The following is a 26,973-nucleotide window of genomic DNA, read 5'->3' as shown; positions in this document are numbered from 1 at the left end:
AACTGGCTGGGGTGAATCGCACGAAAGGCGGCTCAAAGTGGCGAGGCTTCGCTGGTGGCTCGGTCTGGCCTGTTGTGCCGTACTGCTCGCCGGCTGCGGCGACGCCACCGTGCTCGAGGGGCGGGCGACGTCGATGTTGTTCCTACCCGACCGGGTCGGCGGCCTGCCCGTCACCGACGGCCACAGCGGTATCCGCCCCGGCGCACCCGGGCCCACCCGCCGGGCGGAGAACACCGATGGCGGCCAGATCGACGACCTGGCACTGCTCGCCGTCGACGACATCGAGGACTTCTGGTCGCAGAACTACCGCGGCGGCTCGTTGCCGGGAACCTTCACCCCCGTATCCCGCCTCGTGTCCTACAACTCCGACGCCTCCCCCGGGCTCGACATCTGCGGACAGAACACCGTCGGGCTGACCAATGCCTTCTACTGCCTCAAGAGCGACGTGATGGCCTGGGACCGTGGCGTTGCGATTCCCGTCGCGGCGCAGTATTTCGGCCAGATGGGCGTCGTCGGGGTGATGGCGCACGAGTACGGCCATGCCGTCCAGCAACAAGCCCGGCTGATCAACGAGAGCACGCCCGTGCTCGTTGCGGAGCAGCAAGCCGACTGCCTCGCCGGGGTGTACCTGCGCTGGGTGGCCGCAGGCAACTCGCCGCGCTTCGAGTTGAGCACCGGCGACGGCCTCAACCACGTCCTCGGCGGCCTGATCTACATCCGCGATCCCCTGATGACGCGGGTCGACGCCACCCTCACCGGGGGCGAACACGGGTCGGCGCTGGACCGGGTCAGCGCGTTCCAGATCGGGTTCAGCGGCAACGTCGACCAATGCGCGGCCATGGATTCCGACGAGATCAAGAAGCGGCGGGGCGATCTACCCAAGTTCCTCGACTTCTTCAGCGGCGCGCAGGGCGGCAACAGCACGATCACCGCCGATCTGATCGACAAGACCATGCAGTCGCTGCGGCGCGTGTACGCACCTGCCAACCCACCGGCGTTGAGCACCGAGCCCAGCTCATGTCCCGACGCGGGCCCATCTCCTCCGGCGTCGTACTGCCCGGCGACAAACACCATCGTGGTGGATCTCGACGGGCTGAAAGCGTTGGGGGAAGCCAGGAACGAGAACGACGAGCAAGAACTCCTGCAAGGCGACAACTCGGCGATCTCCGTGCTGACGTCGCGATACGCGCTGGCCGTGCAGCACGAGAAGGGCCTGGTGCTCGACACTCCGGTGGCTGCCATGCGCACCGGCTGCCTGACCGGCGTGGGGCAGGCGAGGATGGCCGAACCGGGTCTGCCGATCACCCTGTCGGCTGGTGACACCGACGAGGCGATCAGCAGCCTGCTCACCAACGGGCTGGCCGCCAGCGACGTCAACGGCAGGGTGTTGCCGGCCGGGTTCACCCGCATCCTGGCCTACCGGTCCGGTCTGCAAGGCGATGACGCGCAGTGCTACCAACGGTTCGCGTGAGCCGATGAGCCGAGTCGAGGAGAGCCGATGAGCGGTCCCGAGCAACCGTGGTGGGCACGGCCGGGCGGCGCGCCCTTGCCCGGCGGCACGCCGCCACCCGGACCTCGTCCACCCCGGCCCGCATGGACGCCTCCCCCGCGGCAGCCGTCGCCGCCCCAACAGCCGCCCCGCCACCACGCGCGGGCCGCGCCCGCGCCCGCGCCACCACGCGCGCCGCAACCTCCGGCTCACCCCAAGCCCAAGTCCCAGCTCCCCGGGCGCCGGGTGCAGATCTCTGCAGCCGTCGCCGCCGCGGCCGTCGTGGTCATCGGGGTCGGGTTGTGGGTCTGGAGCCGCTCGGACGCCACCGGCACCCGGCTGGATGTCCGACAGGCCGAGGCCGGGGTGGCGCAGATCTTGTCCGACCCGATCAACGGCTACGGGGCCAACCGTGTCGTCGCGGTCGCATGCAACGACGGCAAGAATCCGGTCGTGCACACCGGGGAGACGTTCACCTGCGCGGTTGAGATCAACGACACACTGCGCCGGGTGATCGTGGAATTCACGGACGATAACGGGACTTATGCGGTGGACGGACCCCGATAGAGAGACCCACGACACATTTTCCACACCGGGTGACAACCCACACCGGACCACGCTGCGGGGCTTTATTAGAGGCGCTATTAGTCTTACCTGTTATGGGTCGGGATCCCTTCGCAACCAGTGCTGTTGATGCGTCGACGTCGAACATCGAGAACTACGTTCGCGACGACGGCACGATCGTCGTACCCGACGGCGTCACCCTTACGTCTTTCCTGGATCGCAACCGGTTCACGTTTGGGGACGAGCCGTCGTACCGATTCCTCGACTACTCGACCGACTCGGACGGCCGCGCCGTAGAGCTCAGCTGGAACGCCCTGTGGTCACAGGTATGCGCTGTCGGCGCCCGACTGCAGCAGGTCACCCAGCCCCGCGACCGCGTGGCTATCCTGGCTCCGCAGGGCGTCGAGTACGTCGCCGCCTTCTTCGCCGCGATCCACGCCGGCAATATCGCGGTGCCGCTGTTCGCGCCCAGCTTGGCCGGTCACACCGAACGTCTGGCCGCCGTGCTGGCAGACGCCAAACCCACCGTGGTCCTCACGACGAGCGCCGCCTCCGAGTCGGTGCGCAACTTCCTGCGCACCCTTCCCGCCGCCGAGCGTCCGCGCCTGATCGCGGTCGACGCGGTTCCGGACTCGCTGGCCGAGATGTTCCAGGCCCCCACCATCGGAACCGACGACATCGCCTACCTGCAGTACACCTCGGGCTCCACCCGGACCCCGGCCGGTGTGGAGATCACCCACCGCAACGTGTGTACCAACGTGCTGCAGATGATCCTGGCCGGTGACCTCAGCATGGGCATCCGCAGCGTCAGCTGGCTGCCGCTCTACCACGACATGGGCCTGATCATGATCATGTTCCCGGCGTTGTGCGGTAGCCACATCACGCTGATGGACCCCATGGCCTTCGTCCGGCGGCCCTACCGCTGGATCAAGCAGCTCGGTGTCGAGGCCGCCCACGGCCGCACCCTCGCCGCGGCACCCAACTTCGCCTTCGAGCTGGCGGCCGAGCGCGGCCTGCCGCCCGCAGGCGAAGCGCTGGACCTCACCAACGTGGTGACGTTGCTCAACGGCTCCGAACCGGTCACCATGGCCGCTGTCGAGAAGTTCACCTCGGCGTTCGCCCCGTACGGGCTGCCCGCGACCGCGGTCAAGCCGTCGTACGGCATGGCCGAGGCGACACTGTCGGTGGCCAGCATCGCCCCGAGTGCCGCGGCCAGCGCGGTGTACCTCGACCGCGACCAGCTCAGCGCCGGGCGCGCGGTGACCGTCGACCCGTCCGCCGAGGGCGCCGTGGCACATGTCTCCTGCGGCCAGCCGATTCCGAACCAGTGGGCGGTGATCGCCAGCCCTGACGGCGACGAGGTCGCCGACGGCACCGTCGGCGAGATCTGGCTGCACGGCAACAACGTCGGCCAGGGCTACTTCGGCCGCGCCGACGAGAGCGACCGGGTGTTCGCCAACAAGCTGCAGACCCGACTGACGGTCGGTAGCCACGCCGAGGAAGTGCCCGACAACGGCCACTGGCTGGCCACCGGTGACCTCGGGGTCTACCTCGACGGCGAGCTCTACCTCACCGGCCGGATCAAGGACATGATCCTGATCGACGGACGCAACCACTACCCGACCGACATCGAGACCACGGTCAGCGCGGCATCGCCCGCGGTGCGCTCCGGCTACGTCGCGGCGTTCTCCGTGGTCGGCGACCGCGGCGAGGAACTGGTGGTCGTCGCCGAACGCGCCGCCGGCGCAGGCCGTGCCGAGCCCGGCCCGATCGTCGACGCGATTCGCGCGGCTGTAGCACGTCACCACCAGATCCGGGTGGCCGACGTACGAATGGTCGCCGCAGGCGTGATCCCCCGCACGACGAGCGGGAAGCTGGCCCGGAGTGCTTGCCGCGCTGAGTATTTGAGCGGGAAGTTCAACAAGTAGGGCCGGTTATCGGGCTGGCATTCGAGCGTTTTGCCACCGAAATCGACGCCAGGGTCGTGCTGAGCGACGTTTAACAGCCGTGGCGTCGATCTCGGCGAATCTCAACCGGCGGCCCACTCCTTGGCCGCGTCGAGCTCGCCGAGCCCGAACACCTTGAGCTCGCCCGGGATCATCCAGGCGAACGCATGCATGGCGTGAGCGACCCACTCCATGTCGGACACGACGGCGATCCGTTTGAACGCCGAGTGATGGCGCAGCAGCGCACCGAGGCCGAGCTTCAAATCCTCGACCAACCCGCCAGATCCGAACCCCTCATAGTCAGGTGAAATCACCTCGACAATTCGAATCTCACCGGTCTGCAGCAATTCGTCCATCGTCGGGCGGAACTCGCGCAGGTCGTCACCACGCACTCGGCCCGACACCCGGATACCGAACACGCCCTCAGGCATGTCGGGAAGGACGTCGATCATCGGTTCTGCTCCCCTCTCACACCTCGAGTCTGCACCCAGCCGACGGTGGCTGATTCAGGAACGCGAAGACTCCCAGAGACCGGTGATCTCCGACGGCACCTTGTCCGGTTTGACGGCGCTCCTGGTCCACCCGCCGTGGCTGCCGGGGGCGATCCGGTACACGCCCGCATCACCCGAATAGACCCAGAGTTGTTCGGGTTCGGTCGGCAACCAGGTGATCATCGCGTCGTGGGGACTGTACGAGGAATGGTCGTGGAAGACCTCTTTGCCTGCCTTGTCCCGAACCACCACCACCCAGGGCTTCTCCCCGTTCTCTTCCTGCCCCGGTTCGGCCGACGCGGTGTAGGTGCCCGACGGAGACGTCTGAGAGTGATCGGGCGTGACGGTCTGCGCGGCCGCGTCGTCCTCTTTACCGCAACCCGCGGCGAGCGCCACCACTGCCAGAATTACCGCGACTATCCTCTTGCTCACGTGTATGGATTCCCTTTCGCACCCTGAGCCGCCTTGGCGAGATGGAACGATACGGTCTGGCCGCAAGGAGCGGTCAGGAACCCGGCTCGAGCATCGACGTCAGCCCGGCGATGACGACATCGAGGTTGAACTCCAACTGCGCGTCCTCATCGGGTTCCGAGGCCATCGTCAGCAGCACCTGCCGCAGCACCTTGTAGTCGCTGCCATCCCCAATGCCTATGGCCGCCAAGGCCTCTTCGTGTTGAGGGTGGACCCCTCGCCCGGCGCGGAGCAGGGAATCGCGTGCGGCCGACAATGCCAACTCGGCGATGGTGTTGGCCGCCCGGCCCGCCTGCGCGACGGTGAAACCGGCGTCCACCAGAGTTCGGAGAACGAACTCGGCCTGCTCCAATGCCGCGAGGCCGACGGCGCCCTCCATCGGGAACGTGTCGTGCACCCCGAGCTGGGCTATCGCGGTGCGGGCCCGGTGGGCATACCAGCGCAGCACATCGCGCCAGTCGCCGCCGACCGGCGGCGGGACACGCTCGAACTCCGCCTCGAATACTGCAGATGCCATGAGCGCCAACAACGTTTCACGATCACCGATGTGGTACTTGACGGACTTGCGGTCCACGCCGAGAGCGTCAGCCACCGCCTGCATGGTCAAGGGCTCGGGCGCGACGCCGAGCGCAGCAGAGACAATCTGGTCACGATTGATCCGCGCCGGGCGGCCGCGCCGGACCGGTGACGCGGCGTCGTCGCCGCTGTCGAGATCGTGACTGCTCACATCTCCCAGCCTAGATAACTGGCGCTTCGATTCGCGGGCTCCGGTTGTCGAGGATTGCCGTCAAACAATTTCCCCCGCCCCGGGACGGACGACGATCGTCGCCCGACCGCCGCCGTGTAGAACGGCACACCTGCCCAATCTGTGGATCGTGCAAGGAAACGATCCACTGGCGGCCATCACCCTTGTCCACGCTGTGGCCTCCCTCACATCATGGTGCCCACCAGCGCCGGAAGGGGGCCCAGAATGTCACAGCAGCAACGGGTTGCGGCCCGGGATCATCGCACCGATGGCACGAGGCGGCGGTCATGATGGGCCTCTCCCTCTCCCTGTTCATCACGTTCGTGGCGGTCGCCTGCCTGGTGGCATGGAGCAAGTCGCTCCGACGAGAGTCCGTCTGGCAGGCCGGCGGAAACGAGGACGGCGACGGCCGCGGAAACTGCAGTGCCGCAGGCGACGCTTCCGGTGGTTGCGGCGGTTGCGGCGGCGGCTGCGGCGGCTGCGGTGGGTGCGGTGGTTGCGGTGGGTAACGCAACGGCACGCCGCCGCTATCGGTTGAGCCATGTGTCGCAGGTGGTGGCCACCCTCGAGCTCCCGCCCGCCGTCTTCAAGACGTGCCCGTGGGAACCCCGGCCGCTGATCGAGACCGGCCTGCGGCAATGGCTGCGCTTGTGCGCGCCCGCATTGCGCGACAGCAAGGCGATCGGCATGCCATCGCACGCGGTCGACGAAGCCTGGCACGGCCTGATCCTCTGCACGGCGAGGTATTCAGCGTTCTGCACGAAGGCCTACGGCAAGTTTCTTCACCATCACCCGGTCGACGGTGCTCCCGCGGACGTCGCCGCTCTGGCCGAGCCCATGCCGGAGCGGCTGCGCCGGACGGTGATCGCGTGGTCACTCGTCGCCGAACCCGGCGAGGAGTGCGTGCTGTGGGATATCGACGAACGCCTCGGACTGGAACATCCCTGGGGCCTACCCATGGACCGGATCTCTCAGATCCAGACGTCGCTCGAGGGACTCCAATCGTCTCGGCTTCCGTCGTGACGAACACGAAATCAACCCCACTTCAACACATCTGAAAGGCAATCATGCAACCGAACCAAGAACCATCCACTCGACCGCGGTCGGTGGCCGGCAACGTGATCCGCGGTTCTCTCGGGAACCTGATCGAGTGGTACGACTGGTACGCATATGCCGCGTTCAGCATCTATTTCGCCGGCGTGTTCTTCCCGTCGGGAAATCAGACCGCCCAACTGCTGAACACCGCCGGCGTCTTCGCGGTGGGCTTCCTGGTCCGGCCACTCGGCGGTTGGCTGTTCGGCAGGTACGCGGACCGCTTCGGGCGCCGTGCGGCGTTGACCCTGTCGGTGACGTTGATGGGTATCGGCTCCCTCGGCATCGCCATCCTGCCGGGTTATGCCCAGATCGGTTTGCTCGCACCGGTCCTGCTGGTGGTGCTGCGACTACTGCAGGGTTTGTCACTCGGCGGCGAATATGGCACCTCGGCAACGTATTTGAGCGAAGTCGCCACACCGCACCGGCGCGGCTTCTATTCCTCGTTCCAGTATGTGACGCTGACCAGCGGACAACTCCTTGCGCTCGGTGTGCAGATCGTCCTGCAACAGGTTCTGACGCCCGAACAGATGCACAGCTGGGGCTGGCGCATCGCATTCCTGGTCGGCGCCGCCGCGGCGGTGACGGTGATGTGGCTGCGACGCACCATGGACGAGTCGGCCAACTATCACCTCGCCGTCAGCGAGAGCACCGAGGATGCCGAGCGCGGGAGCTTGCGGGTGCTGCTGTCCTACCCGAAGGAGTGCCTGACCGTCGTCGGCCTCACCCTCGGCGGCACCATCGCGTTCTACACGTTCACCACTTACATGCAGAAGTTCATGATCAACACGACCGGACTACCCAAAGAACAGGTGACGCTGATCAACTTCGTAGCGTTGGTCCTCTTCGTCGGCCTGCAGCCCGCGATGGGCGCACTGTCGGATCGGGTGGGACGTCGCCCGCTGCTGATTGCCTTCGGCGTGGGCGCAACACTTTTCAGCGTCCCACTGTTGTTCGCGGTGTCTCGGGCCGGCTCGGCGCTCTCCGCGTTCGGCCTGATGATGCTGGGGCTGATCATCGTGTCCGGGTACACGTCGATCAATGCGGTAGTGAAGGCGGAACTGTTCCCCGCCCGCATTCGCGCACTCGGTGTCGGACTGCCCTACGCGCTTACGGTTGCGATCTTCGGCGGTACCACCGAATACATTGCGCTGGGGCTGAAGAACATCGGCCACGAGCAACTGTTCTTCTTCTACGTGGCCGGCGCCGCCTTGATCTCCTTGCTGGTCTACGTGTTCATGGGTGAGTCCTCGAGTTCGTCGCACCTTGAGCGCGAGGCGGAGGAACTCCCCACCACGGACGCCGAGCTCGTCGATTCCGCGGCGTCCGGCGGAAAAGGTTCCTAGCATCAGCGCCATGCAGGTGCTGCTCGTCGAGGACGACGACGGAGTGGCGTCGGCGCTGGCCGATCTTCTCGGCCAGACCGGCGCCTCCGTTGTGCGCGCCTCTCACGGCACCGATGCACTGCACCGGGTCAAAGGCGCCGACCTGGTGTTGCTGGACCTCGGGCTTCCCGACATGGACGGCCTGGATGTGCTGCGCACCCTGCGGCGCGCATCGTCGGTACCGGTCATCATCATGACTGCCCGGGACAGCGACGGCTCAGTGGTCCTGGGGCTGCGCGCAGGCGCTGACGACTATCTCGTCAAGCCAGTACGGAAAGCCGTGCTGTTGGCCCGAATTGATGCCGTCATGCGTCGCCTACGTCGCGCCACAGGCGAAACCGCTGCCCCGTCAGCCCCGGTCGTCGCCGGGCCGGTCACCATCGACCGGGAACGCCGGGAAGTAACCCTGGCGGGAGCCTCTCAACCCCTGACCCGAACCGAATTCCAGATCCTCTCGACGCTGGCAGCCCGGCAGGGTGAGGCGGTCAGCCGAGAGGAGTTGATGCTGCAGGTGTGGGGCACGGCGGTCGTCGGCCGCTCCAGATCGTTGGACTTCTTCATCGGTCAGATCAGGGCCAAGCTGTCCGGGCTGCCGCTGCAGACGGTGCGCGGCTTCGGTTTTCGTCTGGACAGCTGACATGGGTCTGCGAGTCCGTATCGTTCTGGTCATCCTGCTTCTGCTCGCGGTCATGGCGCTGGCGGTGCCCCTGGCACTCACCTTGTCCGATCGGCGCACCGCAGCATTGGCCGCGGAACGGGACCGGCACCTCGCCGCGCTCACCGACGCCGCCGCCATGCCCGGCGTCCCTCTGCAGCCCCTCGTCGACCGGTACTACGAGGTTTATTCGGAAGGCCTGCTCATCGCCGACGCCGATGGCCACACCCTGGCCTCCCGCGGACTCGATCTTTCGGCGCCCGGGGCGCAGACGGCCCTGTCCCACGCACTGGTCGCCGCGCCGGTCTCGCCTTGGAGCCGGGTCCTGCCGTGGGACGACCACCGGCCACTGGCCACCTCCGCAATCAGACGCGACGGCGAACTGACAGGCGCGGCGGTACTGGCGGTCGATACCAGCACGGCTGCAAGAGATGTCGCGAAGGGCTGGCTGTGGATAGGCGTCGGGTGCCTGGCCTTCCTGCTGTTGGCGGCGGTGGTCGCGCGCGCATTGACGCGGTGGGTACTGCGGCCGCTCGACGGACTGGAGCGCGCCGTCGCCGAGATGACCGAGGGCGTAGCCGGGCCACCGGCCGATGTGGCCGGGCCACCGGAACTACGCCACTTCACCTCCGCCTTCAACACCATGGCCCAGGTGGTGCGTGCGTCGCTGGACCGTCAGCGTCGACTGGTGGCCGACGCGTCCCATCAGATGCGCAATCCGCTTGCCGCAGTTCGTCTTCGGGCCGACTCTCTGGAGAGCTATGTGATACCGGAAGGACGATCGAGCTACGATTCGATGACATCCGAGCTCGATCGTTTCGAGAACCTCCTGCAACAACTGCTCCGCCTGGCCCGTGCCGAGCAGGTCAGCGGCAGCCGCAAGGTGGGATTGTCCAACGGCGATGCCGCGAACACCGACCTCGGTGATGTCATCGCCGAGCGACTGACGTTCTGGGAACCACTTGCAGCCGGAAATCAGCAGCGACTCTGCAACAATGCGGGCCGCATCGGCCCGCCCGTACAGGTCCCCCGTCATGAGGTGGAACAACTGCTCGATGTGGCGTTAGACAACGCGGTCCGCTATGCGGGGCCGGACGCGACCATCACCGTGTCGGCGACCCGCGCCGACGAAACGTGGGTGGAGCTGACGATCAGCGACAGTGGCACCGGTCTACCCGAGGAGGATCTCTCGCAGGCGGCGTCACGTTTCTGGCGCGGACGGGACGACGGCACCGGCACCGGCCTCGGTCTGGCGATCGCCGCCGAGATCGTCCAAGGACACGGCGGAGCGATCGAGGTGCACCGAGCCCCCGAAGGCGGCCTCTTGATCCGCTACCGGCTGCCTGCAACAGATGTGCCGGCCTCATGAGCATGCAGTCTGTGCAGTTGAATCGCCGTACCTTCATCGCCGCAACGGCGCTACTGGCCGCAGGCTGCGTCCGCAGCTCACCGTCCGGACGACTGAGACTGGCTGCCGGAGATCCCGGCGGGCTGTATCTGGCCTTCGCGCAAATTCTTGCCGATCGGGTCCAGGCCCGCTGCCCGAACCTCGTCGTCGACGTCATCTCGACCGAGGGCAGTGTGCAGAACCTCGCCAAGCTGCGGGCTGGCGAGGTCGATATGGGCCTGACCCTGGCCGATGTTGCCGAACGCGACCGGGCTACCGGTCCAACCGCCTCCGCGCCACAGGCCGTGGCGCGAGTGTATGAGAACTATCTTCAGGTACTCGTCCGCAAATCGGCACTCGCCCAGACTGTTTCAGACCTTGCCGGCAAGCACGTCTCCATCGGACCCACCGGCTCGGGAGCAGCGGCGACCGGCACCGTCCTGTTCGACGCGGCAGGGCTACACGGCCGGGTAGCGATGGAGAACTACCGCCTGCGGGACGGATTGGCCCATCTTGCCGACGGTCGCGTGGAGGCGATGGTGTGGTCAGGCGGGGTCCCGACGCCGGCGATCGCCGACCTGCACAACCAGGTGCCGATGCGCATGCTCGACATCGGCGCACTGGCAGCACCGATGAGTGAGCTTGCCGGATACCCGTACACCGTCCGCTTCGCACCGTCCGGCGGATACGTACCTCCCGGAACACGCACCATCGGGGTCCCCGACCTGCTGCTGTGTCGTAACGACATCGCCTCCGAGTTGGTGGCGGCGGTTGTGGACGTCCTGGCCACCGACGCGCCCCGACTGATCCCTCCCGGCGTCCGAGGACTGCAGTACCTCGATGCTCCATCGATGATCCAGACCGGTGCCATCCCACTGCACACCGGCGCCATCGAGGCCTACCGCGCGCTGCACGGCTGAGGCCCGAACCTCGGGGTTGCCCACGCCCGTGGCAGATTTGTGCCGCACACTTTTGCGGTGACGACGCAACGCCTCGACAGATGGGAGGCCCGCGCCGAGTGGCCGCTGGCCTCGGTGGCAGCAGTGTTTCTCGCCGCGTATTCGGTGGAGGTGCTGGTACAGCCGCACGGGCTGGCGGCCCGTGCGGTCGAGCTGGCGACCTGGCTCACCTGGGCGGTGTTCTCGGCGGACTATGCGGCTCGGCTATTTCTCGCCGACGATCGCATGCGCTGGTTCCGCACGCACCTCGTCGATCTGGCGATCGTGCTTCTGCCCCTGTTGCGGCCGCTGCGCTTGTTGCGGCTGGTCGTTCTGATCGGGGTGATCCAGAAAGCCGTCGGCCACGCGATCCGCGGCAAGGTCATCCTCTACACGATCTCGGGCGCGGTCCTGCTCGTCTACGTCGCATCGCTGGCAGTGCTGCAGACCGAGCGTGGCCACCCCGATGCCCACATCACCGATTTCGGCCAGGCGATCTGGTGGGCCATCACCACCATCACCACCGTCGGCTACGGCGACATGTACCCGGTGACGACGACCGGCCGAGTCATCGCCGCGCTGTTGATGATCGGCGGGATCAGCCTGGTCGGTTCGATCACTGCGACGATCGCGTCGTGGATCGTGCAGAGCGTCGCTGACGACGACGCCGCCACCGCGGCTGCGACGGCGGCACACATCAATGAATTGCGGGCCGAGATCGCATCGCTGCGCGACGAGTTACGAGGGCCCGCCGTCGAGGGCGCGGGGACCGACCACCGACCATGAAACATGTGAGTTGAGTGCGGGCGGTGGGACTCGAACCCACACGTTCTTTCGAACACGGGCACCTAAAGCCCGCGCGTATGCCCAATTTCGCCACGCCCGCAGAGCACCGATCGTACAGCTCGCATCCCGACGAAATCTGTCGGAGGTCGGTCATACGTTTGATGGCACCGGCGGTCGAGAGAGGCGATGTGCGGTCAACGAACGAGTTCAATCGAGTCCACGCCTTGATTGCGGCGGGGCTGAACGACTGCGCCATTGCACGGGAAACCGGCATCCCGCGTCCGACAGTACGGGATTGGCGAGTACGACCACCATCGAAGTTAAGGCAACCGCAGGCTTCGTCTCAATGCGGCGTCGACCATGACTTCGGTGCGTTGCCTGCGCGCGCATATGCCTACCTGCTCGGCCTGTACCTGGGCGACGGTTGTATTTCACGTGACCGACGTGTTTGGCGCCTACGGATCACGCTCGATAGCAAGTACCCCGGAATTATTGACTGCTGCCGCGCGGCCATCGACACCCTGATGCCCGGGCAGCATGCGTCGGTAGAGCGACAGCCGACTTCATGCGTCCAGGTTTCGCTCTACTCCAAACACTGGCCGTGCCTGTTCCCCCAACACGGGCCCGGCCGAAAACACCATCGCCGCATCGCGCTCGAGCCTTGGCAAGAGGTCCTCGTCAAGAAAGCACCTGAAGACTTCGTGCGCGGTCTGATCCACAGTGACGGTTGCCGAGTCGTCGCGAATGACCGCGGTGTCAAGAGCATCCGCTACCACTTCACGAATCACTCCGAGGACATCCTCGGCCTCTTCACCGGCGCACTGGACCGGCTCGGCATCCCGTGGACGCGTTCCACCAAATACGTCGTCTCGATCTACCGCAAAGCCGCCACCGCTCGCCTCGACGAATTCATCGGCCCCAAGGTCTGAGCCGCGCGGGCGACACTAGACGGACGGAAGCACCTGCCCCGACATGTTGATCAGGCGGTCGTGTTCGTCGAAAAGCAGTTCGGCATGACCGTCCGACAGCGCGAGCCGTAGACCGCCCGGTATTTCCTCGATCGGTACTTGTCGGATCGCCGCCCACAGATAGACGCTGCGGGAAGCGACGGGCATCGCCTGCAGTGCCTCACCAACACAGCGCAGCAGTCGCGGTGCACTCGGCGCGGGCAACTTCAGCCGCTCGTCGGTCAGCACGATCACGCCCACTGTCCCACCGTCGAGTTCAAAGGTGTAGCAAGGCTTCAATCCGAGATTCAGCGAGGCTATCGCGGCCATCTGCCACGCGAACTCCCGCGGCGCCATGTCGCCGAGCGGCACCTCGGCATCACGCAGTTCGGCGATACCGTTCAACTCGCCGAAATCGCGGAGAACCGTGCCGCCGTAGACAGTCGCGAGCGGAAGTTCGGGGTTCGCCCATGCCCACTCCCATATACCGGCTTCCGGGCCGGCGGCGCCGATCAGTTGCGCCTGCGCCACGAACGGCTCCGCACCATGCGTCGAGGCAAGGGAGAACAAGCCGGCATCGCTGTCGAAGTTCCAGGCACCGTCATACGGCGTGCCGTCGCCGATGAGGTCTACGAGATAGGCCTGGACCTCGGCTTGCACGATCGCAGCGTCGAGCAGCATGTCTTCGAACACGCGAGAAGCCTAAGCGGCGATCGCGGCTCGCCCGGGCACGTATTTTCGACGCCCGAGACCCGCGCCGTACCATGGACGAATGTCCACTACACGGCGTAGGAGACCAGCGCTCATCGCACTGGTCTGTCTTGGCGCCGCCGGATGCCTGGCGTTGGCGTGGTGGCAGTGGACCCGCTACGAATCGGCATCGGGGACCTTCCAGAATCTCGGTTATGCCCTGCAGTGGCCGATGTTCGCCGGGTTCTGCTTCTACGCCTATTACAAGTTCGTCCGCTACGAGGATGCTCCACCGGAGCGGCCGAGCGGCGATGTCACCGAGATCCCTGCAGGCTTGCTGCCGGAGCGCCCCAAGGCCGCAGCCGCAGATGCCGGCGACCGAGAGCTTTCCGAATACAACGCCTACCTCGCCGAGCTGGCCAAGTCCGACCAGCCCGAGAACAAAGACAGGACCGATAGATGACCGAACCGCAGGCCGTCGTCACCCCCAAGGAGACCCTCCGCAAGGCGTTGCTGGGCTACCGCGTGCTGGCTTGGACGACGGGCATCTGGCTCATCGCGCTGTGCTACGAGATGGTGCTCAAGTACATCGTTCAGGTGGACAACCCGCCCAGCTGGATCGGCATCGTGCACGGCTGGGTGTACTTCATCTACCTGCTGTTCACGGCCAACCTCGCGGTCAAGGTCCGCTGGCCCATCGGCAAGACCATCGGGGTTCTGCTCGCGGGCACGATTCCACTGCTGGGCATCATCGTCGAGCACTTCAACACTCTGGATCTCAAGAAGCGCTTCGAGCTCTAGACTCCAGCGGCTATGCCATCGAAGCCAGCCGCTTGAGCAACGGCCCGGCTTTGACCAGGGTCGCCACCTCCTCGTCGGTCATCTGAGCGAACTGCTCGCGGACGCCCGCGGTCCAGGCCGCGTCGATCATCTTCTTGTGCTCGGCGGCCCTGGCCGTCAGGTGCAGCCGGATGCAGCGGCGGTCGTGCTCGTCGGGCGCGCGGTCGATCAAACCGCGCTCAACCAGTTTCCGCACGGTGGTGCTGACGTTGCTGGGCTGCAGCGACAGCAGATGGGCGGCCTCGGACACACTGATCCCCGGGTGGTCGCCCACCGTGCGGATGACCTCGAACTCCGAGTGTGGCAACGGCTCCAGGCCGACCTGCTTCTCCCCGAACCGTCGTAGCGACCAGACCAGCATCCGCACGGCGGCCGCGGTGTCACGCACATCACGCATCGCCGTGGGTACTCGTGCGGCCGTCATGTCGGCTATATTACCTATAAATTTATAGATAATTCTTGAATCTAAGGTCGTATGAGCACTCGAACCACAACTACCGATACAACGTCCCACACACCTGCGCTACCGCTGAGCTGGCTTGGCGTGCTCGCCCTGCTGACCGCCGTGGCGCCGCTGTCGATCGACATGTACCTGCCCGCCTTCCCGGCGATGGCCGCCGAGTTCGGCACATCGGCCTCGGCGGTCCAGTTCACCCTGACCTCGTTCATGGTGGGCCTGGCCAGTGGGCAGCTGATCCTCGGTCCGCTCTCGGACCGATTCGGAAGGCGTCCCCTGATGCTCGCGGGCACCTTCGTCTGCATCCTGGCCGGTGTGGCCTGCGCGCTCGCTCCGAACATCGCAGCGCTGACGGCATTCCGCTTCGTGCAGGGATTCAGCGGTGCCGCCGGCGTCGTGCTCAGCCGTGCCGTCGTAGCCGACCGAGCGCACGGTGCGGTGGCCGCACGAGCATTCAGCCTGATGATGATCATCAACGGCGCCGCGCCGGTGCTGGCACCGCTCATCGGAGGATCGCTGATGGGCGTGATCGGCTGGCGCGGCGTCTTCTGGATTCTCGCCGGGCTCGCCGTGGCGATGTTCCTCGGCGTCGTCGCCGTACTCACCGAGACCCACCCCAAGGACCGTCGTCACACCGGCGGGGTGACCGCGATGCTCCGCGATGCGCGGTCTGTGCTGACCAATCGCGACTACATCGGCTACACGCTGGCATTCGCGTTCGGCTTCACCGTGATGTTCGCCTACATCTCGGCCTCACCATTCGTGCTTCAGAACGTGCTCGGCCTGTCCCCGCTGCACTATTCGTTCGCCTTCGCCGCGAACGCCGCGGGCATCGTGATCATGAATGCCGTCAACGCCAGAATCGTCGGGCGATTCGGCCAGCGCCGGTTGCTGCACCTCGGCGTCGGCCTGCTCGTCCTCTTCTCAGTGCTGCTGTTGGTGGACGCGCTGCTCGGTCCGGTGCTGTGGGCGTCGCTGCTGCTGCTCTGGGGCGCGGTCGCGAGCCTCGGCCTGGTAGCCGCCAATGCGACCGCACTGGCACTCGATCAGGTCCGCCATGCGGCCGGCACCGGTTCTGCGGTACTGGGCGCATTGCAGTTCGGCCTCGCGGCGCTGGTGTCACCGATCGTCGGGCTCGGCGGGGACCACACCGCACTGCCCATGGCGGTGGCCATGGTGGTCAGTGCCGGCATCGGCGCGGCAGCGCTGCTGCTGACCCGCCGCTCGCAGGACCGGGCAACTGACTAGGACCCGGCCAACTCCCTGAGCGCCGGCACCAGCAGCGCCAGCGCCCGGCCACGGTGCGATGCCGCGTCCTTCTCGGCGGGTGACAGCTCGGCGGCCGTCAAAGTAGATCCGTCAGGTAGGAACACCGGGTCATACCCGAACCCGCCGGCGCCGCGGGGTTCGTGGGTGACGGTGCCGGGCCACTCGCCGCGCACCACCGTCGAACCCGATGCAGACACCAGCGCACACGCGGACACGAACGCCGCACCGCGACGCGCATACGGCACATCGGCCAGCTGCCCCAGGAGCAGAGCCGTGTTCGCGGCGTCGTCCCCGTGCTTACCGGACCACCTCGCGGACAGCACTCCGGGCATGCCGTTCAGGGCATCCACAGAGATTCCGGAATCGTCTGCCACGCAAGCCAATCCGGTGGCACGAAAGCCGTCCGTCGCCTTGGCCAACGCGTTGTCCTCGAACGTCGCACCGGTTTCAGGTGCCTCGTCATATGGGGCCACGTCGGCCAGGGACACCAGGTCAAGTCCGGTGATCCCGGCGGCATCCAGCACCCGCCGCAGCTCGGCCAGCTTCTTGGCGTTACGGCTGGCTACCAGAAGCGAGGGCACTCAGCTACCGAACGCTTTCTTGGGGGCAGGACCCTCGGGCAGCACGCCCGGGTACGGCAGTTCCAGTGCCTCACGCTGGATGACGAACAGCTGCTCGCACGCGCCGAGCGCGGCGTCGAGCATCTTGTCCAGCGTGGACCTCGGGAAGGTGGCGCCCTCGCCGGTGCCCTGAATTTCCACCAGGGTGCCGGTGTCCGTGGCGACGACGTTCATGTCCACCTCGGCGCGGGAATCCTCGACGTAGGGCAGGTCGACCCGGACACGTCCGTCGACCACGCCCACCGAAACGGCGGCGATCGCGCACGACAGCGGCCGCGGATCCGAAAGCCGCCCGGCCGCAGCCAGATACGTCACCGCGTCGGACAGCGCCACATAGGCGCCGGTGATGGCCGCGGTGCGGGTACCGCCGTCGGCCTGCAGCACGTCGCAGTCGATCGCGATGGTGTTCTCCCCCAACGCGCCGAGGTCGATGCACGCGCGCAGCGAGCGTCCGACCAGCCGGCTGATCTCCTGGGTGCGGCCGCCAACGCGGCCCTTGACCGATTCGCGGTCCGAGCGGTCATGCGTGGCGGCGGGCAGCATGGCGTACTCGGCCGTCAGCCAGCCTTGACCGGAACCCTTGCGCCAGCGCGGCACACCCTCGGTGACCGAGGCGGTGCACATGACGCGGGTCTGGCCGAACTCCACCAGTACCGAGCCTGCGGGATGCGATGTGAAACCGCGGGTGATGGTTACCGGGCGCAGTTCGTCGTCGAGACGACCGTCTTCTCGCTTGGACACCCGCCAACCCTAGCGGGTCAGCCCCGGGTGACGTCGAAGGTCTCGCCGCACACCACGGCGTGCACCGGGCCGTCGAACTCGGCCTTGGCTTCGCTGATCACATCCTCGCGTGAGGTCCACGGCGGAATGTGTGTCAGCAGCAGCTCACCGACGCCGGCTTCGGCCGCCGCGCGCCCGGCCTCGGTGCCCGACAGGTGCAGATGAGGCGGCCGGGACGGATCGTGTGTCCACGACGCCTCGCACAGGAAGACGTCAGCCCCGCGGGCGAGCTCGACCAGTGCGTCGCAGTAACCGGTATCCCCGCTGTAGACGAGGGTCGCCCCGGACGGATCGGTGAACCGCATGCCGTAGGACTCGGTGGGGTGGCACACCAGCCGCGGCGTGATGTTGAGCGTGCCCATCTGGACCGGTGCGCCGTCCTCCCAGTGCCGCACCTCGAAGATGTCGGTGAAGTCGTCGATCTCTCCGCCCTCCGGCGAGGACGCCGCACCCAGCCGGGCCCACGTGTTGGCCGGCCCGTACATCAGGCCGCGCTCGGTGGCCGGAATCGGGTGGTACCGCCGCCAGACGAACAACCCGGGCAGATCCAGGCAGTGATCGGCATGCAGATGCGACAGCAACACGTTGACCGAATTCGGATCGGCATAGCGCTGCAACGCACCAAGGACGCCACCGCCGAAGTCGACGACCATCGGAATCGTGTCTGGTGCGGTGACGAGATAGCCGGAGGCTGCCGAATCCGGGCCGACAACGCTGCCGGAGCATCCCAGGATGGTCAATCGCACAGTGTCTAGCTTGCCATGCCCGATGTGCACGTTGCCAAGACATCGGCGGTTTGGGCGATGCAGATCATTTTGTGACGCCCGCGTGACGCCGGACCTGCCGCGCCCCGTCCAGGCCCGGCCCCAGGAAACGCGCGGCGAGTGCGGTGAACGCCTCAGGATCTCCGGTCGCCTCGAACACCCGCTGCGCCGGACCCGAGTCGTGCGGCTTCAGCAAATCCAGTTCGGTCAGCACCCTGAGCAGGTCCTTGGCCGTCTCCTCCGCCGACGACACCAGCGTGACGTTGTCGCCCATCGCCAACTGGATGAGCCCCGACAGCATCGGATAGTGCGTGCAGCCCAACACCAGGGTGTCGACCTCGGCGCGCTGCAGAGGCTCCAGATAGCCCTCGGCCAGACCGAGCACCTGACGGCCGCTGGTGACCCCTCGCTCGACGAAGTCGACGAAGCGCGGGCAGGCGACCCCGAACACCTCGGTGTCCCGTGCGGCCGCGAACGCATCCTGATAGGCGCCCGAGGCGATCGTGGCGGCAGTGCCGATGACGCCGATGCGCCCATTGCGGGTAGCGGCCACCGCGCGCCGCACCGCGGGCAGGATCACCTCGACCACCGGCACCGGGGAGTAGCGCTCGCGCGCGTCACGCAGGCAGGCCGACGACGCGGTGTTGCACGCGATCACGAGAGCCTTGACGCCGCGGGCCACCAGGTCGTCGCCGATGGCCAGAGAGTGTGCCCGGATCTCGGGGATGGTCAGCGGCCCATACGGACCGTTGCCGGTGTCGCCGACGTAGATGATGTCCTCGTCGGGCAGTTGGTCGATGATCGCGCGGGCCACCGTCAGTCCGCCGACGCCGGAGTCGAAGATGCCGACGGGTGCCAGTTGGTCGTTCATAGGTTCATGCGCTCAGACGTGGCTGGGCGGAATTCTTCCTCGCTTCGCGCGACTTCCGTTCCGGTCCGGACAGGAGGTATGCCGCCACCACACCGGCAAGGGCCCCGCTCAAGTGGCCCTGCCAGGACACACCCGGGTTGCCCGGCAGCACCCCGAACAGCACACCGCCGTAGAAGAACAGCACGACGACGCCGACCACGATCTCCCACACCTTGCGGGTGAAGAAGCCGAGCACGATCAGAAATGCCAGCCAGCCGAAGATCAACCCGGAGGCGCCGATGTGCGTGCTCGTGCACTGCACCGTCACGTACGGACAGTGCAGACCGATGTTGCCTATCAGCCAGGTGCCGAAGCCGCCGAGAATCCAGATGATGGCCGTCGCGGCGACAAACCGCCCCATCCCGGCCAGCGTCATCAGGAAGCCGAGCACCAGTGCGGGCACGGTGTTGGCGATCAGGTGCGGCCAGCCGCCGTGCAGCAGCGGCGCCCACAGGATGCCCCAGAGGCCATCCGTCTGCAGGGGCCGGATGCCGTCCTGGTCGAGCCGGTGGCCCATGGCGGTGTCGATGAACTCGATCACGTACAGCAGCGCGACGAAGCTGACGATCGTGACGCCGCCGACGATCCATGCCGGCCGCTTCTTCGGTGCGCTGGACGCGGGTAGACCCGGGGTGGTCATCTCGGCCCACTCAAGCCCATAGCTGCCCTTCCAACGCATCCTCTGCGTCATCAAGGCTACCGGCGTAGGCACCGGTCGACAGATACTTCCAACCGGCGTCGGCGACGACGAACGCGATGTCGGCGCGCTCGCCGGCCTTGATCGCCTTGGCGCCCATACCGAGCGCCGCGTGCAGCACCGCGCCGGTGGAGATGCCGGCGAAGATGCCTTCGCGGGTCACCAGATCGCGGGTGCGTTTGACCGCGTCGTAGGAGCCCACCGAGAACCGGGTGGTCAGCACCTCGGGGTCATACAGCTCGGGGATGAACCCCTCATCGATGTTGCGCAGCGCGTAAACACCCTCGCCGTAGCGCGGTTCGGCGGCCACGATCTGCACGCCCGGCACGTTCTCGCGCAGGAAGCGGCCGGTGCCCATCAGGGTGCCGGTGGTACCGAGCCCCGCGACGAAGTGTGTGATCTCGGGCAGGTCGGCCAGCAGCTCGGGCCCGGTGCCGTAGTAGTGCGCGTCGGAATTGGCCTGGTTGCCGTACTGGTAGAGCATCACCCACGAAGGATTCTGGGCCGCAAGCTCTTTCGCGGTCGCCACCGCGGTATTGGAACCGCCCTCGGCGGCGCTGAAGATGATCCTCGCGCCGTACAGTTCGAGGATCTGGCGTCGCTCGATGGAGGTGTTCTCGGGCATCACGCAGATCATGTTGTAGCCCTTGAGCATCGCGGCCATGGCCAGCGAGATGCCTGTATTACCACTGGTGGGCTCCAGGATCGTGGCGCCCGGGCTGAGCAGCCCGTCACGTTCGGCCTGCTCGATCATGCGCAGCGCGGGCCGGTCTTTGATCGAGCCGGTCGGGTTGCGGTCCTCGAGCTTGGCCCACAACCGCACATGCGGCCCGTCGGAATTGTCCTCCCACCGCGGCGACAGGTGCTGCAGCCCGACCAACGGGGTGTTGCCGAGGGCCTGCAGCAGCGAGTCGTATCTGGTCATGGAGGGTTAGGCCCCACCCGCGACGGCGGGCAGGATCGTGACCGAGTCGCCGTCGGCGATGGCGGTGTCCAGCCCGCCGGAGAACCGCACATCCTCGTCGTTGACGTAGATGTTGACGAAGCGGTGCAACTTGCCGTTGTCGACGAGCCGGTCGGAGATGCCGGAGTAGTTGGCCTCGAGGTCGGCGATCACCGCCTGCAAGGTGGCGCCGGAGGCGCTGACGCGCTTCTGCCCGTCGGTGTGCGGACGCAGGATGGTGGGGATCGAAACGGTTACAGGCATGATGCGGGTGCCCTCCTCAGGACTATGTGTACTGCTCAACGATAGTGACGGGTTCCTCGGTGACGACGCCGTCGACGATGCGGTAGCTGCGCAACTCGTGCTCTTGCGGGTCCCGCGTGGAGACGAGCACATAGTGGGCGTCCGGCTCGGAGGCATAAGAGATGTCGGTGCGGCTCGGGTAGGCCTCGGTCGCGGTGTGTGAGTGGTAGATGACGACGGGCACCTCGTCGGCGTCATCCATCGCGCGCCACACCTTGAGCTGCTCGCCGGAGTCGAACCGGTAGAAGGTCGGGGAACGTTCGGCGTTGACCATCGCGATGAACCGGTCCGGCCGGTCAGAGCCCTCCGGTCCGGCGATCACCCCGCACGCCTCGTCAGGATGGTCGGCGCGGGCATGCGCCACCATGGCCTCGACGAGATCCCGGCGGATCACCAGCACTTGCTCACTCCCATCAAACTTCCTTCACTGCGAATGCTCCCGGCAACATGTCCCGGTAGGTCGGTATTCCTGCCACCGGCTCGGCGGCGAGCAGCCCGACCAGCACGGCGCGGGCCAGGACGTCCGCCGCGGCCGCCCCGACCCGGGTGACCAGTGCGGTCTCCGGCGACATCGCCGCCGGGGTCTTTTCGTCCGGTTCGACGGTCACCGCGCCGGTCGCCAGCGCAAACACCGTATCGCCATCCAGCGGGGTGTGACACGGCGAGATGGTCCTGGCCAGTCCGTCGTGCGCAGCGACGGCCACCCGGCGGCACCCGGCCGGGCTCAGATCGGCGTCGGTAGCGATCACCGCGATGGTGGTGTTCAGCGGGCCGATCTCACGATGCCGATCGGCATATGCGGCGAGTTGATCGGCGGGCGGGGCGACGAGCCCGAATTCCTCGATCAGCGACGCCATCCAGGGCAGGCCGGTGGCCGGGTCCGCGACATCACCGGCGGCGTTGAGGACGACCAGGGCCCCCACGGTCACGCCGCAGTCCAGGGTCACCGACGCGGTGCCGACACCGCCCTTGAGGACGCCGGCCCGCGCACCGACGCCGCCGCCGACGGTGCCCAACGCGAACTCCGTGGAGGCAGCAGCGGCAGCCGCGTAGCCGAACTCCGCCGTCGGCCGGTTGGCCCAGCCGCCGACCGGCAGATCGAAGATCACCGCGGCAGGCACGATCGGGACCACGCCGCCATCCATCGCCACCCCGCGGCCCTGCTCCTCCAGCCAGGTCATCACCCCGTCGGCGGCGGCGAGCCCGTAGGCACTGCCACCGGTGAGCACGACGGCGTCGACATGGCGCACGGTATTGATCGGGTCGAGCAGGTCGGTCTCGCGGGTGCCGGGGGCTCCGCCGCGACCGTCGACGGCGCCGACGGTCCCCGGCGGGGTCAGCACCACGGTGGATCCGGATGCCCACCCCGAGCCCAGCGTCACGTCGGGGTCGATCCGGTGATGGTGGCCGACGAGAATCCCGCCGACGTCGGTGATCGATCCCGTCAAGCTCATCGCTACTTCCCCATCAGGCCGAGGACGAGGTACTCCTGCAGCACGGTCAGCCACTGGTAGACGTCGACGTGCCCGGCCATCGGGTGCTCGGCGGGCAGCTGCTCGGGACCGTGCGGCCCGATCTCGAGCATGGTGCCCAACGCCAGTCGGATGTCGTTGACGGCGGCCGCCCACGCCTCGGCGTCGTCTTCGGTCAGCTCGAACTTGCCGCCGCCGTCCGGAATCGTGTCCAACAAACGTTGGGCCGCTTCACGTTTGGCCTCGATGATCGCCGGTTCATGCAGCCCGCGCAGCGCGCTGTTGAGACTCTCGGCGGTACCGGAGCCGGCGGGATGCTCGGTCTGCGGCCGATAGAAATCCGGGAGCAGACGCTTCATGGTGGCGTCCTCCGGCGGCTGCGGATTGCCGGTCTTCATTCCGGTGATCATCTCGAGTTCGTCTGTGGGCCCGGATGATCCACGCTCGTCCAGCATGCCGAGCATCGAAGTGCCCAGGCTCGTCAACAACGCGGCTTCGTGGGCTTCCAGCGCCGAGCGCAACCGCAGACCGTTCCCGGTCTCTACCCTTTTCCATTTGCGCACAGTCGATCAGCGGTCCTGTTGCATGGTCGCCCACAGCCCCGCGGCATGCAGTTTGGAAACGTCGGTCTCCATCGACTCACGGCTGCCCGCCGACACCACGGCCTTGCCTTCGTTGTGCACCTGCAGCATGAGTTTGGTGGCGTGCGGCTCGCTGTATCCGAACAGTTTCTGGAACACGTAGGTGACATAGGTCATCAGGTTGACCGGATCGTCCCAGACGATGGTCACCCACGGGCTTTCGGTAGCCTCGACTCCCTCGACACTGCGCTCTTCGCGGGTCCCCGGTCGGGCCTTCGCCGGTGTAACCATGGGCCCACAATACCGGCAGGGGTGCCGCGCTATTGAAACAGCCGCGAACAGCTACGGTTGCTGGTGTGACCGTCGCGTTGCTCACCGACAAGTACGAGCTGACGATGCTCGCCGCCGCTCTGCGCGATGGCACGGCGCACCGCCGCACCACGTTCGAGGTCTTTGCCCGCCGGCTACCCGAGGGACGTCGCTATGGCGTCGTCGCGGGCACCGGGCGGTTTGTGGAAGCGTTGGCGGAGTTCACGTTCGCAGCCGACGAGCTCGCCACGCTCGCGGAGTTCCTGGATACCGAAACACTGGATTTCCTGTCGAGCTACCGGTTCAGCGGCGACGTCGACGGCTACGCCGAGGGCGAGCTCTACTTCCCCGGTTCCCCGGTGCTGTCGGTGCATGGCAGCTTCGCCGAGTGTGTGGTGCTGGAAACGCTCGTGCTCTCAATCCTCAACCACGACACGGCGATCGCCTCGGCCGCGGCCCGGATGGCCAGTGCCGCCCACGGTCGGCCGATGATCGAGATGGGTTCACGCCGTACTCATGAGCTGGCCGCCGTCGCCGCGGCCCGCGCCGCCTACCTCGCCGGCTTCACCGGATCCTCGAATCTGGCCGCCCAGCAGCGCTACGGCGTGCCCGCACTGGGCACCGCGGCGCACGCCTACACCCTGCTGCACACCACCGAGTCCGGGCCGGACGAGCAGGCCGCGTTCCGCGGCCAGGTCGCAGCACTCGGCGTCGACACCACCCTGCTGGTGGACACCTACGACATCACCGCGGGGGTGGCGAATGCGATCGCGGCAGCCGGCCCGCAGTTGGGCGCGGTGCGCATCGACTCGGGTGATCTGGGTGTGCTGGCCCGTCAGGTGCGCCAGCAGCTCGATGACCTCGGCGCCACGAACACACAGATCGTGGTCTCCGGGGATCTCGACGAGTTCGCAATCGCTGCCCTTCGCGCCGAGCCCGTCGACAGCTACGGCGTCGGCACGTCGGTGGTCACCGGATCCGGCGCGCCGACCGCGGGCATGGTCTACAAGCTGGTCGAGGTCGACGGGATGCCCGTGGCCAAGCGCAGCAGCCGCAAGGAGTCCCACGGTGGCCGCAAGCAGGCCGTGCGGCTCGCCAAATCCTCGGGCACGATCGTCGAAGAGGTGGTCCACCCGTACGGTCAGGAGCCCCTGGAGACCTCGGGACTCACCGCTCGCCGGCTCACCGTGCCGCTGGTGACCGGCGGCGTCCCGGTGGAAGGACATCACCCGGCCACCGACCTGGCCGCCGCCCGCGAGCGAGTCGCCGCCGGGTTACACAGCCTGCCGTGGGATGGCCTGAAGTTGTCCCGCGGCGAGCCGGCCATCCCCACCCGGGTCGTGCCGCCCCAGACATGACGACGAAATCGAAGCCATCCCGTGAGGTGGCCAACGTGGTGACCAATCTGCTCAAGATCGCCGTCAAAGGGCTCGGCGGTGCCAGCCGTCCCGGCCAGGTGGAGATGGCCGAGGCCGTGGCCAACGCCTTCGAGTCCGGTGAGCACCTGGCGGTGCAGGCCGGCACCGGCACCGGCAAGTCGCTTGCCTACCTGGTGCCGTCGATCGCCCGCGCCCTGCAGACCGAGCAACCGGTGGTGGTGTCGACGGCCACGATCGCACTGCAACGTCAACTGGTGGACCGCGACCTGCCCCGGCTGGTGAACTCGCTGGCTGACGCGCTGCCCCGCAAACCTACCTTCGCCTTGCTCAAGGGGCGAGGAAACTATCTGTGCCTCAACAAGATTCACAATGGGTCAGCCGAAGATCCGGCGGACCGTCCACAGGACGAACTGTTCTCGCCGATGGCGATCAGCGCCATGGGCCGCGATGTGCAGCGGCTGACCGAGTGGTCCTCGGACACCGAGACCGGTGACCGCGACGAGCTGACTCCCGGCGTGCCGGACCGGTCGTGGTCTCAGGTCAGCGTGTCGGCACGCGAATGCATCGGGGTGTCGCGGTGCCAGTTCGGCACCGACTGCTTCGCCGAGCGGGCCAGGGAGAAGGCCGGTGCCGCCGACGTCGTCGTCACCAATCACGCCCTGCTGGCCATCGATGCGCTCTCCGAATTCTCGGTACTGCCCGAGTACGAACTGCTGGTGGTCGACGAGGCCCACGAACTGGCCGACCGGGTGACCGGGGTGGCCACCGCCGAGTTGTCGGCCACGTCCATGGGGGTGGCGCACCGCAGGATGTCGCGGCTCGTCGATGACGAACTGGCGCAACGCTTCGAGGCCGCCGTCGCGACGTTGACCTCGCTGCTGCACGAACTCGACGCCGGCCGTATCGACGTGCTCGACGAGGAACTGGGCGTCTATCTGACCGCGCTGCGCGACGCGGCCAACGCGGCGCGCACGGCGATCGACACCACCCCGAGTGACCCGCAGGCGGCCTCGGCCCGCACCGAGGCCGTCACCGCGCTGAGCGACGTCAGCGACACCGCCACCCGCATCCTCACATCGTTCGTCCCACCCATCCCCGACCGCGTCGACGTGGTCTGGGTGGCCCGGGAAGAAAGCGCGAACGCCACCCGGGTGATCTTGCGAGTCGCCCCGATGTCGGTCGCCGGGCTGTTGCGCACCAGGCTGTTCGCCAACACCACCGCGGTGTTGACCTCGGCGACGCTGACCCTGGGCGGCAACTTCGACGCGATGGCGCGCAACTGGGGGCTGGGCGGCCTCGGCGATGCCGGCGAGCCGGCCAAACCGGGCGGGGCCGGCGCACCCGCCAAACCGGGCTGGCGCGGCTTGGACGTGGGGTCACCGTTCGACCACGCCAAATCCGCAATCCTCTACGTAGCCAAGCATTTACCGGCGCCGGGGCGAGACGGCACCGATGCCCGGACCCTGGACGAGATCGAGGGACTGATCACCGCCGCCGGTGGCCGCACCCTGGGCCTGTTCTCCTCGATGCGCGCGGCCAAGGCCGCTGCCGAGGTCATGCGCGAGCGCCTGTCCACCCCGGTGCTCTGCCAGGGTGAGGATACGACTTCGGCTTTGGTGCAACAGTTTTCCGACGATCCCGAGACCTCCCTGTTCGGCACCCTGTCGCTGTGGCAGGGCGTGGACGTCCCGGGGCCGTCGCTGTCACTGGTGCTGATCGATCGGATTCCCTTCCCGCGCCCGGACGATCCGCTGTTGACCGCGCGGCAACGGGCGATCAGCGCGCACGGCGGCAACGGCTTCATGGCGATCGCCGCCAATCACGCCGCGCTGCTGCTGGCCCAGGGCACCGGACGGCTGCTGCGCCACACCGACGATCGGGGCGTGATCGCGGTGCTGGACTCCCGGTTGGCGACCGCCCGCTACGGCGGGTACCTGCGATCGTCATTGCCGCCGTTCTGGTCCACCACCGATCCTGAGCGGGTACGTCAGTCGCTGAAGCGGCTTCGGGGAGCGGGCTGATAACCGCACCGGGTGCGCGCCGAGTTAACTAGTGTGTGCGGC

31 protein-coding genes and 1 tRNA gene are annotated in these 26,973 nt (G+C 67.1%); 15 read left to right on the top strand and 17 right to left on the bottom strand.

Going from position 1 to position 26,973, the window contains the following annotated elements; all coding sequences use genetic code 11:
• Positions 1-37 precede the first annotated feature (37 nt).
• From G6N57_RS15345 to G6N57_RS15335, 3 genes are all read left to right on the top strand, one after another.
• Positions 38-1,471, top strand: coding sequence for a neutral zinc metallopeptidase (locus G6N57_RS15345; protein WP_077741591.1), 1,434 nt, complete (start codon positions 38-40; stop codon positions 1,469-1,471).
• Between the two features lie 27 nt (positions 1,472-1,498).
• Entirely contained in the window at positions 1,499-2,056 is a 558-nt protein-coding gene (locus tag G6N57_RS32055; RefSeq protein WP_234815851.1) for a DUF4333 domain-containing protein, read from the top strand.
• A 92-nt stretch (positions 2,057-2,148) separates the two neighbouring features.
• Entirely contained in the window at positions 2,149-3,981 is a 1,833-nt protein-coding gene (locus G6N57_RS15335; RefSeq protein WP_077741592.1) for a fatty acyl-AMP ligase, read from the top strand.
• A 101-nt stretch (positions 3,982-4,082) separates the two neighbouring features.
• Here the strand turns inward: G6N57_RS15335 and G6N57_RS15330 are convergent, their stop codons facing one another.
• The 3 genes from G6N57_RS15330 to G6N57_RS15320 all read right to left on the bottom strand — a co-directional run bounded on the left by G6N57_RS15330 (position 4,083) and on the right by G6N57_RS15320 (position 5,688).
• Positions 4,083-4,451 carry a SpoIIAA family protein gene (locus tag G6N57_RS15330; RefSeq protein ID WP_077741593.1) on the bottom strand — a complete coding sequence of 123 codons (369 nt, stop codon included), beginning with the start codon at positions 4,449-4,451 and terminating at the stop codon, positions 4,083-4,085.
• A 54-nt stretch (positions 4,452-4,505) separates the two neighbouring features.
• Positions 4,506-4,922, bottom strand: coding sequence for a hypothetical protein (locus G6N57_RS15325; protein WP_174814486.1), 417 nt, complete (start codon positions 4,920-4,922; stop codon positions 4,506-4,508).
• A 73-nt stretch (positions 4,923-4,995) separates the two neighbouring features.
• On the bottom strand, positions 4,996-5,688 hold the full coding sequence (locus tag G6N57_RS15320; protein WP_077741594.1) for a TetR/AcrR family transcriptional regulator C-terminal domain-containing protein: 693 nt from the start codon (positions 5,686-5,688) through the stop codon (positions 4,996-4,998).
• A 519-nt stretch (positions 5,689-6,207) separates the two neighbouring features.
• Here G6N57_RS15320 and G6N57_RS15315 point away from each other — a divergent pair.
• From G6N57_RS15315 to G6N57_RS15290, 6 genes are read left to right on the top strand one after another with little or no spacing between them, the layout of a single operon-like run.
• Positions 6,208-6,729: a UCP032817 domain-containing protein gene (locus G6N57_RS15315; RefSeq protein ID WP_077742076.1), complete on the top strand. Its 522-nt coding sequence runs from the start codon at positions 6,208-6,210 to the stop codon at positions 6,727-6,729.
• A 44-nt stretch (positions 6,730-6,773) separates the two neighbouring features.
• The gene (locus G6N57_RS15310; RefSeq protein WP_077741595.1) at positions 6,774-8,144 is read left to right on the top strand and encodes an MFS transporter; all 1,371 of its coding nucleotides are present in this window, start codon (positions 6,774-6,776) and stop codon (positions 8,142-8,144) included.
• 10 nt (positions 8,145-8,154) lie between these two features.
• Entirely contained in the window at positions 8,155-8,820 is a 666-nt protein-coding gene (locus G6N57_RS15305) for a response regulator transcription factor (RefSeq protein WP_077741596.1), read from the top strand.
• 1 nt (position 8,821) lies between these two features.
• The gene (locus G6N57_RS15300; protein WP_077741597.1) at positions 8,822-10,207 is read left to right on the top strand and encodes a sensor histidine kinase; all 1,386 of its coding nucleotides are present in this window, start codon (positions 8,822-8,824) and stop codon (positions 10,205-10,207) included.
• A complete protein-coding gene (locus G6N57_RS15295) occupies positions 10,204-11,145 on the top strand; it encodes a TAXI family TRAP transporter solute-binding subunit (protein WP_234815852.1) in 942 nt (313 codons plus the stop codon). Before G6N57_RS15300 ends, G6N57_RS15295 begins: the two co-directional genes overlap by 4 nt.
• A 57-nt stretch (positions 11,146-11,202) precedes the next feature.
• Entirely contained in the window at positions 11,203-11,949 is a 747-nt protein-coding gene (locus tag G6N57_RS15290; RefSeq protein WP_077741599.1) for a potassium channel family protein, read from the top strand.
• A gap of 15 nt (positions 11,950-11,964) precedes the next feature.
• Here the strand turns inward: G6N57_RS15290 and G6N57_RS15285 are convergent.
• Positions 11,965-12,049, bottom strand: a tRNA-Leu gene (locus G6N57_RS15285).
• A 61-nt stretch (positions 12,050-12,110) separates the two neighbouring features.
• Between G6N57_RS15285 and G6N57_RS15280 the strand changes: the two genes are divergently transcribed.
• The gene (locus G6N57_RS15280) at positions 12,111-12,878 is read left to right on the top strand and encodes an LAGLIDADG family homing endonuclease (protein WP_162563966.1); all 768 of its coding nucleotides are present in this window, start codon (positions 12,111-12,113) and stop codon (positions 12,876-12,878) included.
• Between the two features lie 15 nt (positions 12,879-12,893).
• On the opposite strand, the gene G6N57_RS15275 is transcribed toward G6N57_RS15280, so the two are convergent.
• Positions 12,894-13,589 (bottom strand): DUF6882 domain-containing protein, encoded by a 696-nt coding sequence (locus tag G6N57_RS15275; protein WP_077741600.1) that lies wholly within the window; start codon positions 13,587-13,589, stop codon positions 12,894-12,896.
• A 79-nt stretch (positions 13,590-13,668) separates the two neighbouring features.
• Here G6N57_RS15275 and G6N57_RS15270 point away from each other — a divergent pair, with 79 nt between their 5' ends.
• A complete protein-coding gene (locus tag G6N57_RS15270; RefSeq protein ID WP_077741601.1) occupies positions 13,669-14,049 on the top strand; it encodes a hypothetical protein in 381 nt (126 codons plus the stop codon).
• Entirely contained in the window at positions 14,046-14,387 is a 342-nt protein-coding gene (locus G6N57_RS15265) for a DUF3817 domain-containing protein (RefSeq protein ID WP_077741602.1), read from the top strand. The genes G6N57_RS15270 and G6N57_RS15265 overlap by 4 nt, the downstream gene beginning before the upstream one ends.
• A gap of 10 nt (positions 14,388-14,397) precedes the next feature.
• Here the strand turns inward: G6N57_RS15265 and G6N57_RS15260 are convergent, their stop codons facing one another.
• A complete protein-coding gene (locus tag G6N57_RS15260) occupies positions 14,398-14,850 on the bottom strand; it encodes a MarR family winged helix-turn-helix transcriptional regulator (protein WP_234815853.1) in 453 nt (150 codons plus the stop codon).
• A gap of 51 nt (positions 14,851-14,901) precedes the next feature.
• Here G6N57_RS15260 and G6N57_RS15255 point away from each other — a divergent pair, with 51 nt between their 5' ends.
• A complete protein-coding gene (locus tag G6N57_RS15255; protein ID WP_077741604.1) occupies positions 14,902-16,131 on the top strand; it encodes a multidrug effflux MFS transporter in 1,230 nt (409 codons plus the stop codon).
• Here the strand turns inward: G6N57_RS15255 and G6N57_RS15250 are convergent.
• From G6N57_RS15250 to clpS, 11 genes are all read right to left on the bottom strand, one after another.
• On the bottom strand, positions 16,128-16,733 hold the full coding sequence (locus tag G6N57_RS15250) for a non-canonical purine NTP pyrophosphatase (protein WP_077741605.1): 606 nt from the start codon (positions 16,731-16,733) through the stop codon (positions 16,128-16,130). The genes G6N57_RS15255 and G6N57_RS15250 overlap by 4 nt on opposite strands.
• Positions 16,734-17,513 (bottom strand): ribonuclease PH, encoded by a 780-nt coding sequence (gene rph, locus G6N57_RS15245; protein ID WP_003880216.1) that lies wholly within the window; start codon positions 17,511-17,513, stop codon positions 16,734-16,736.
• A gap of 17 nt (positions 17,514-17,530) precedes the next feature.
• Positions 17,531-18,298 (bottom strand): cyclic nucleotide-degrading phosphodiesterase, encoded by a 768-nt coding sequence (locus G6N57_RS15240; RefSeq protein WP_077742078.1) that lies wholly within the window; start codon positions 18,296-18,298, stop codon positions 17,531-17,533.
• Between the two features lie 64 nt (positions 18,299-18,362).
• Positions 18,363-19,187: a glutamate racemase gene (gene murI / locus G6N57_RS15235; RefSeq protein ID WP_075923709.1), complete on the bottom strand. Its 825-nt coding sequence runs from the start codon at positions 19,185-19,187 to the stop codon at positions 18,363-18,365.
• A gap of 4 nt (positions 19,188-19,191) precedes the next feature.
• Complete coding sequence (locus G6N57_RS15230) at positions 19,192-19,866, bottom strand: rhomboid family intramembrane serine protease (protein ID WP_077741606.1); 675 nt, start codon at positions 19,864-19,866, stop codon at positions 19,192-19,194.
• A gap of 10 nt (positions 19,867-19,876) precedes the next feature.
• Positions 19,877-20,848, bottom strand: coding sequence for a cysteine synthase (locus G6N57_RS15225; RefSeq protein ID WP_077741607.1), 972 nt, complete (start codon positions 20,846-20,848; stop codon positions 19,877-19,879).
• 6 nt (positions 20,849-20,854) lie between these two features.
• On the bottom strand, positions 20,855-21,130 hold the full coding sequence (locus tag G6N57_RS15220) for a MoaD/ThiS family protein (RefSeq protein ID WP_077741608.1): 276 nt from the start codon (positions 21,128-21,130) through the stop codon (positions 20,855-20,857).
• Between the two features lie 22 nt (positions 21,131-21,152).
• Entirely contained in the window at positions 21,153-21,569 is a 417-nt protein-coding gene (locus G6N57_RS15215) for a M67 family metallopeptidase (RefSeq protein ID WP_077741609.1), read from the bottom strand.
• 13 nt (positions 21,570-21,582) lie between these two features.
• On the bottom strand, positions 21,583-22,623 hold the full coding sequence (locus tag G6N57_RS15210) for a P1 family peptidase (protein WP_077741610.1): 1,041 nt from the start codon (positions 22,621-22,623) through the stop codon (positions 21,583-21,585).
• Positions 22,624-22,625: 2 nt separating this feature from the next.
• Positions 22,626-23,204: an oxidative stress transcriptional regulator AosR gene (gene aosR / locus G6N57_RS15205; RefSeq protein ID WP_077741611.1), complete on the bottom strand. Its 579-nt coding sequence runs from the start codon at positions 23,202-23,204 to the stop codon at positions 22,626-22,628.
• Positions 23,205-23,210: 6 nt separating this feature from the next.
• Positions 23,211-23,513 carry an ATP-dependent Clp protease adapter ClpS gene (clpS, locus tag G6N57_RS15200; RefSeq protein WP_036448452.1) on the bottom strand — a complete coding sequence of 101 codons (303 nt, stop codon included), beginning with the start codon at positions 23,511-23,513 and terminating at the stop codon, positions 23,211-23,213.
• Between the two features lie 65 nt (positions 23,514-23,578).
• Between clpS and G6N57_RS15195 the strand changes: the two genes are divergently transcribed.
• Both G6N57_RS15195 and G6N57_RS15190 read left to right on the top strand, forming a co-directional pair.
• Positions 23,579-24,889, top strand: coding sequence for a nicotinate phosphoribosyltransferase (locus G6N57_RS15195; RefSeq protein WP_077741612.1), 1,311 nt, complete (start codon positions 23,579-23,581; stop codon positions 24,887-24,889).
• The gene (locus G6N57_RS15190) at positions 24,886-26,931 is read left to right on the top strand and encodes an ATP-dependent DNA helicase (RefSeq protein ID WP_097926442.1); all 2,046 of its coding nucleotides are present in this window, start codon (positions 24,886-24,888) and stop codon (positions 26,929-26,931) included. Before G6N57_RS15195 ends, G6N57_RS15190 begins: the two co-directional genes overlap by 4 nt.
• The last annotated feature ends 42 nt before the right edge of the window (positions 26,932-26,973 follow it).

Source organism: Mycolicibacterium boenickei, from assembly GCF_010731295.1.
In the GTDB taxonomy this organism is placed as follows: Bacteria; Actinomycetota; Actinomycetes; order Mycobacteriales; family Mycobacteriaceae; genus Mycobacterium; species Mycobacterium boenickei.
This window is presented reverse-complemented; position numbering and strand designations above follow the sequence as displayed.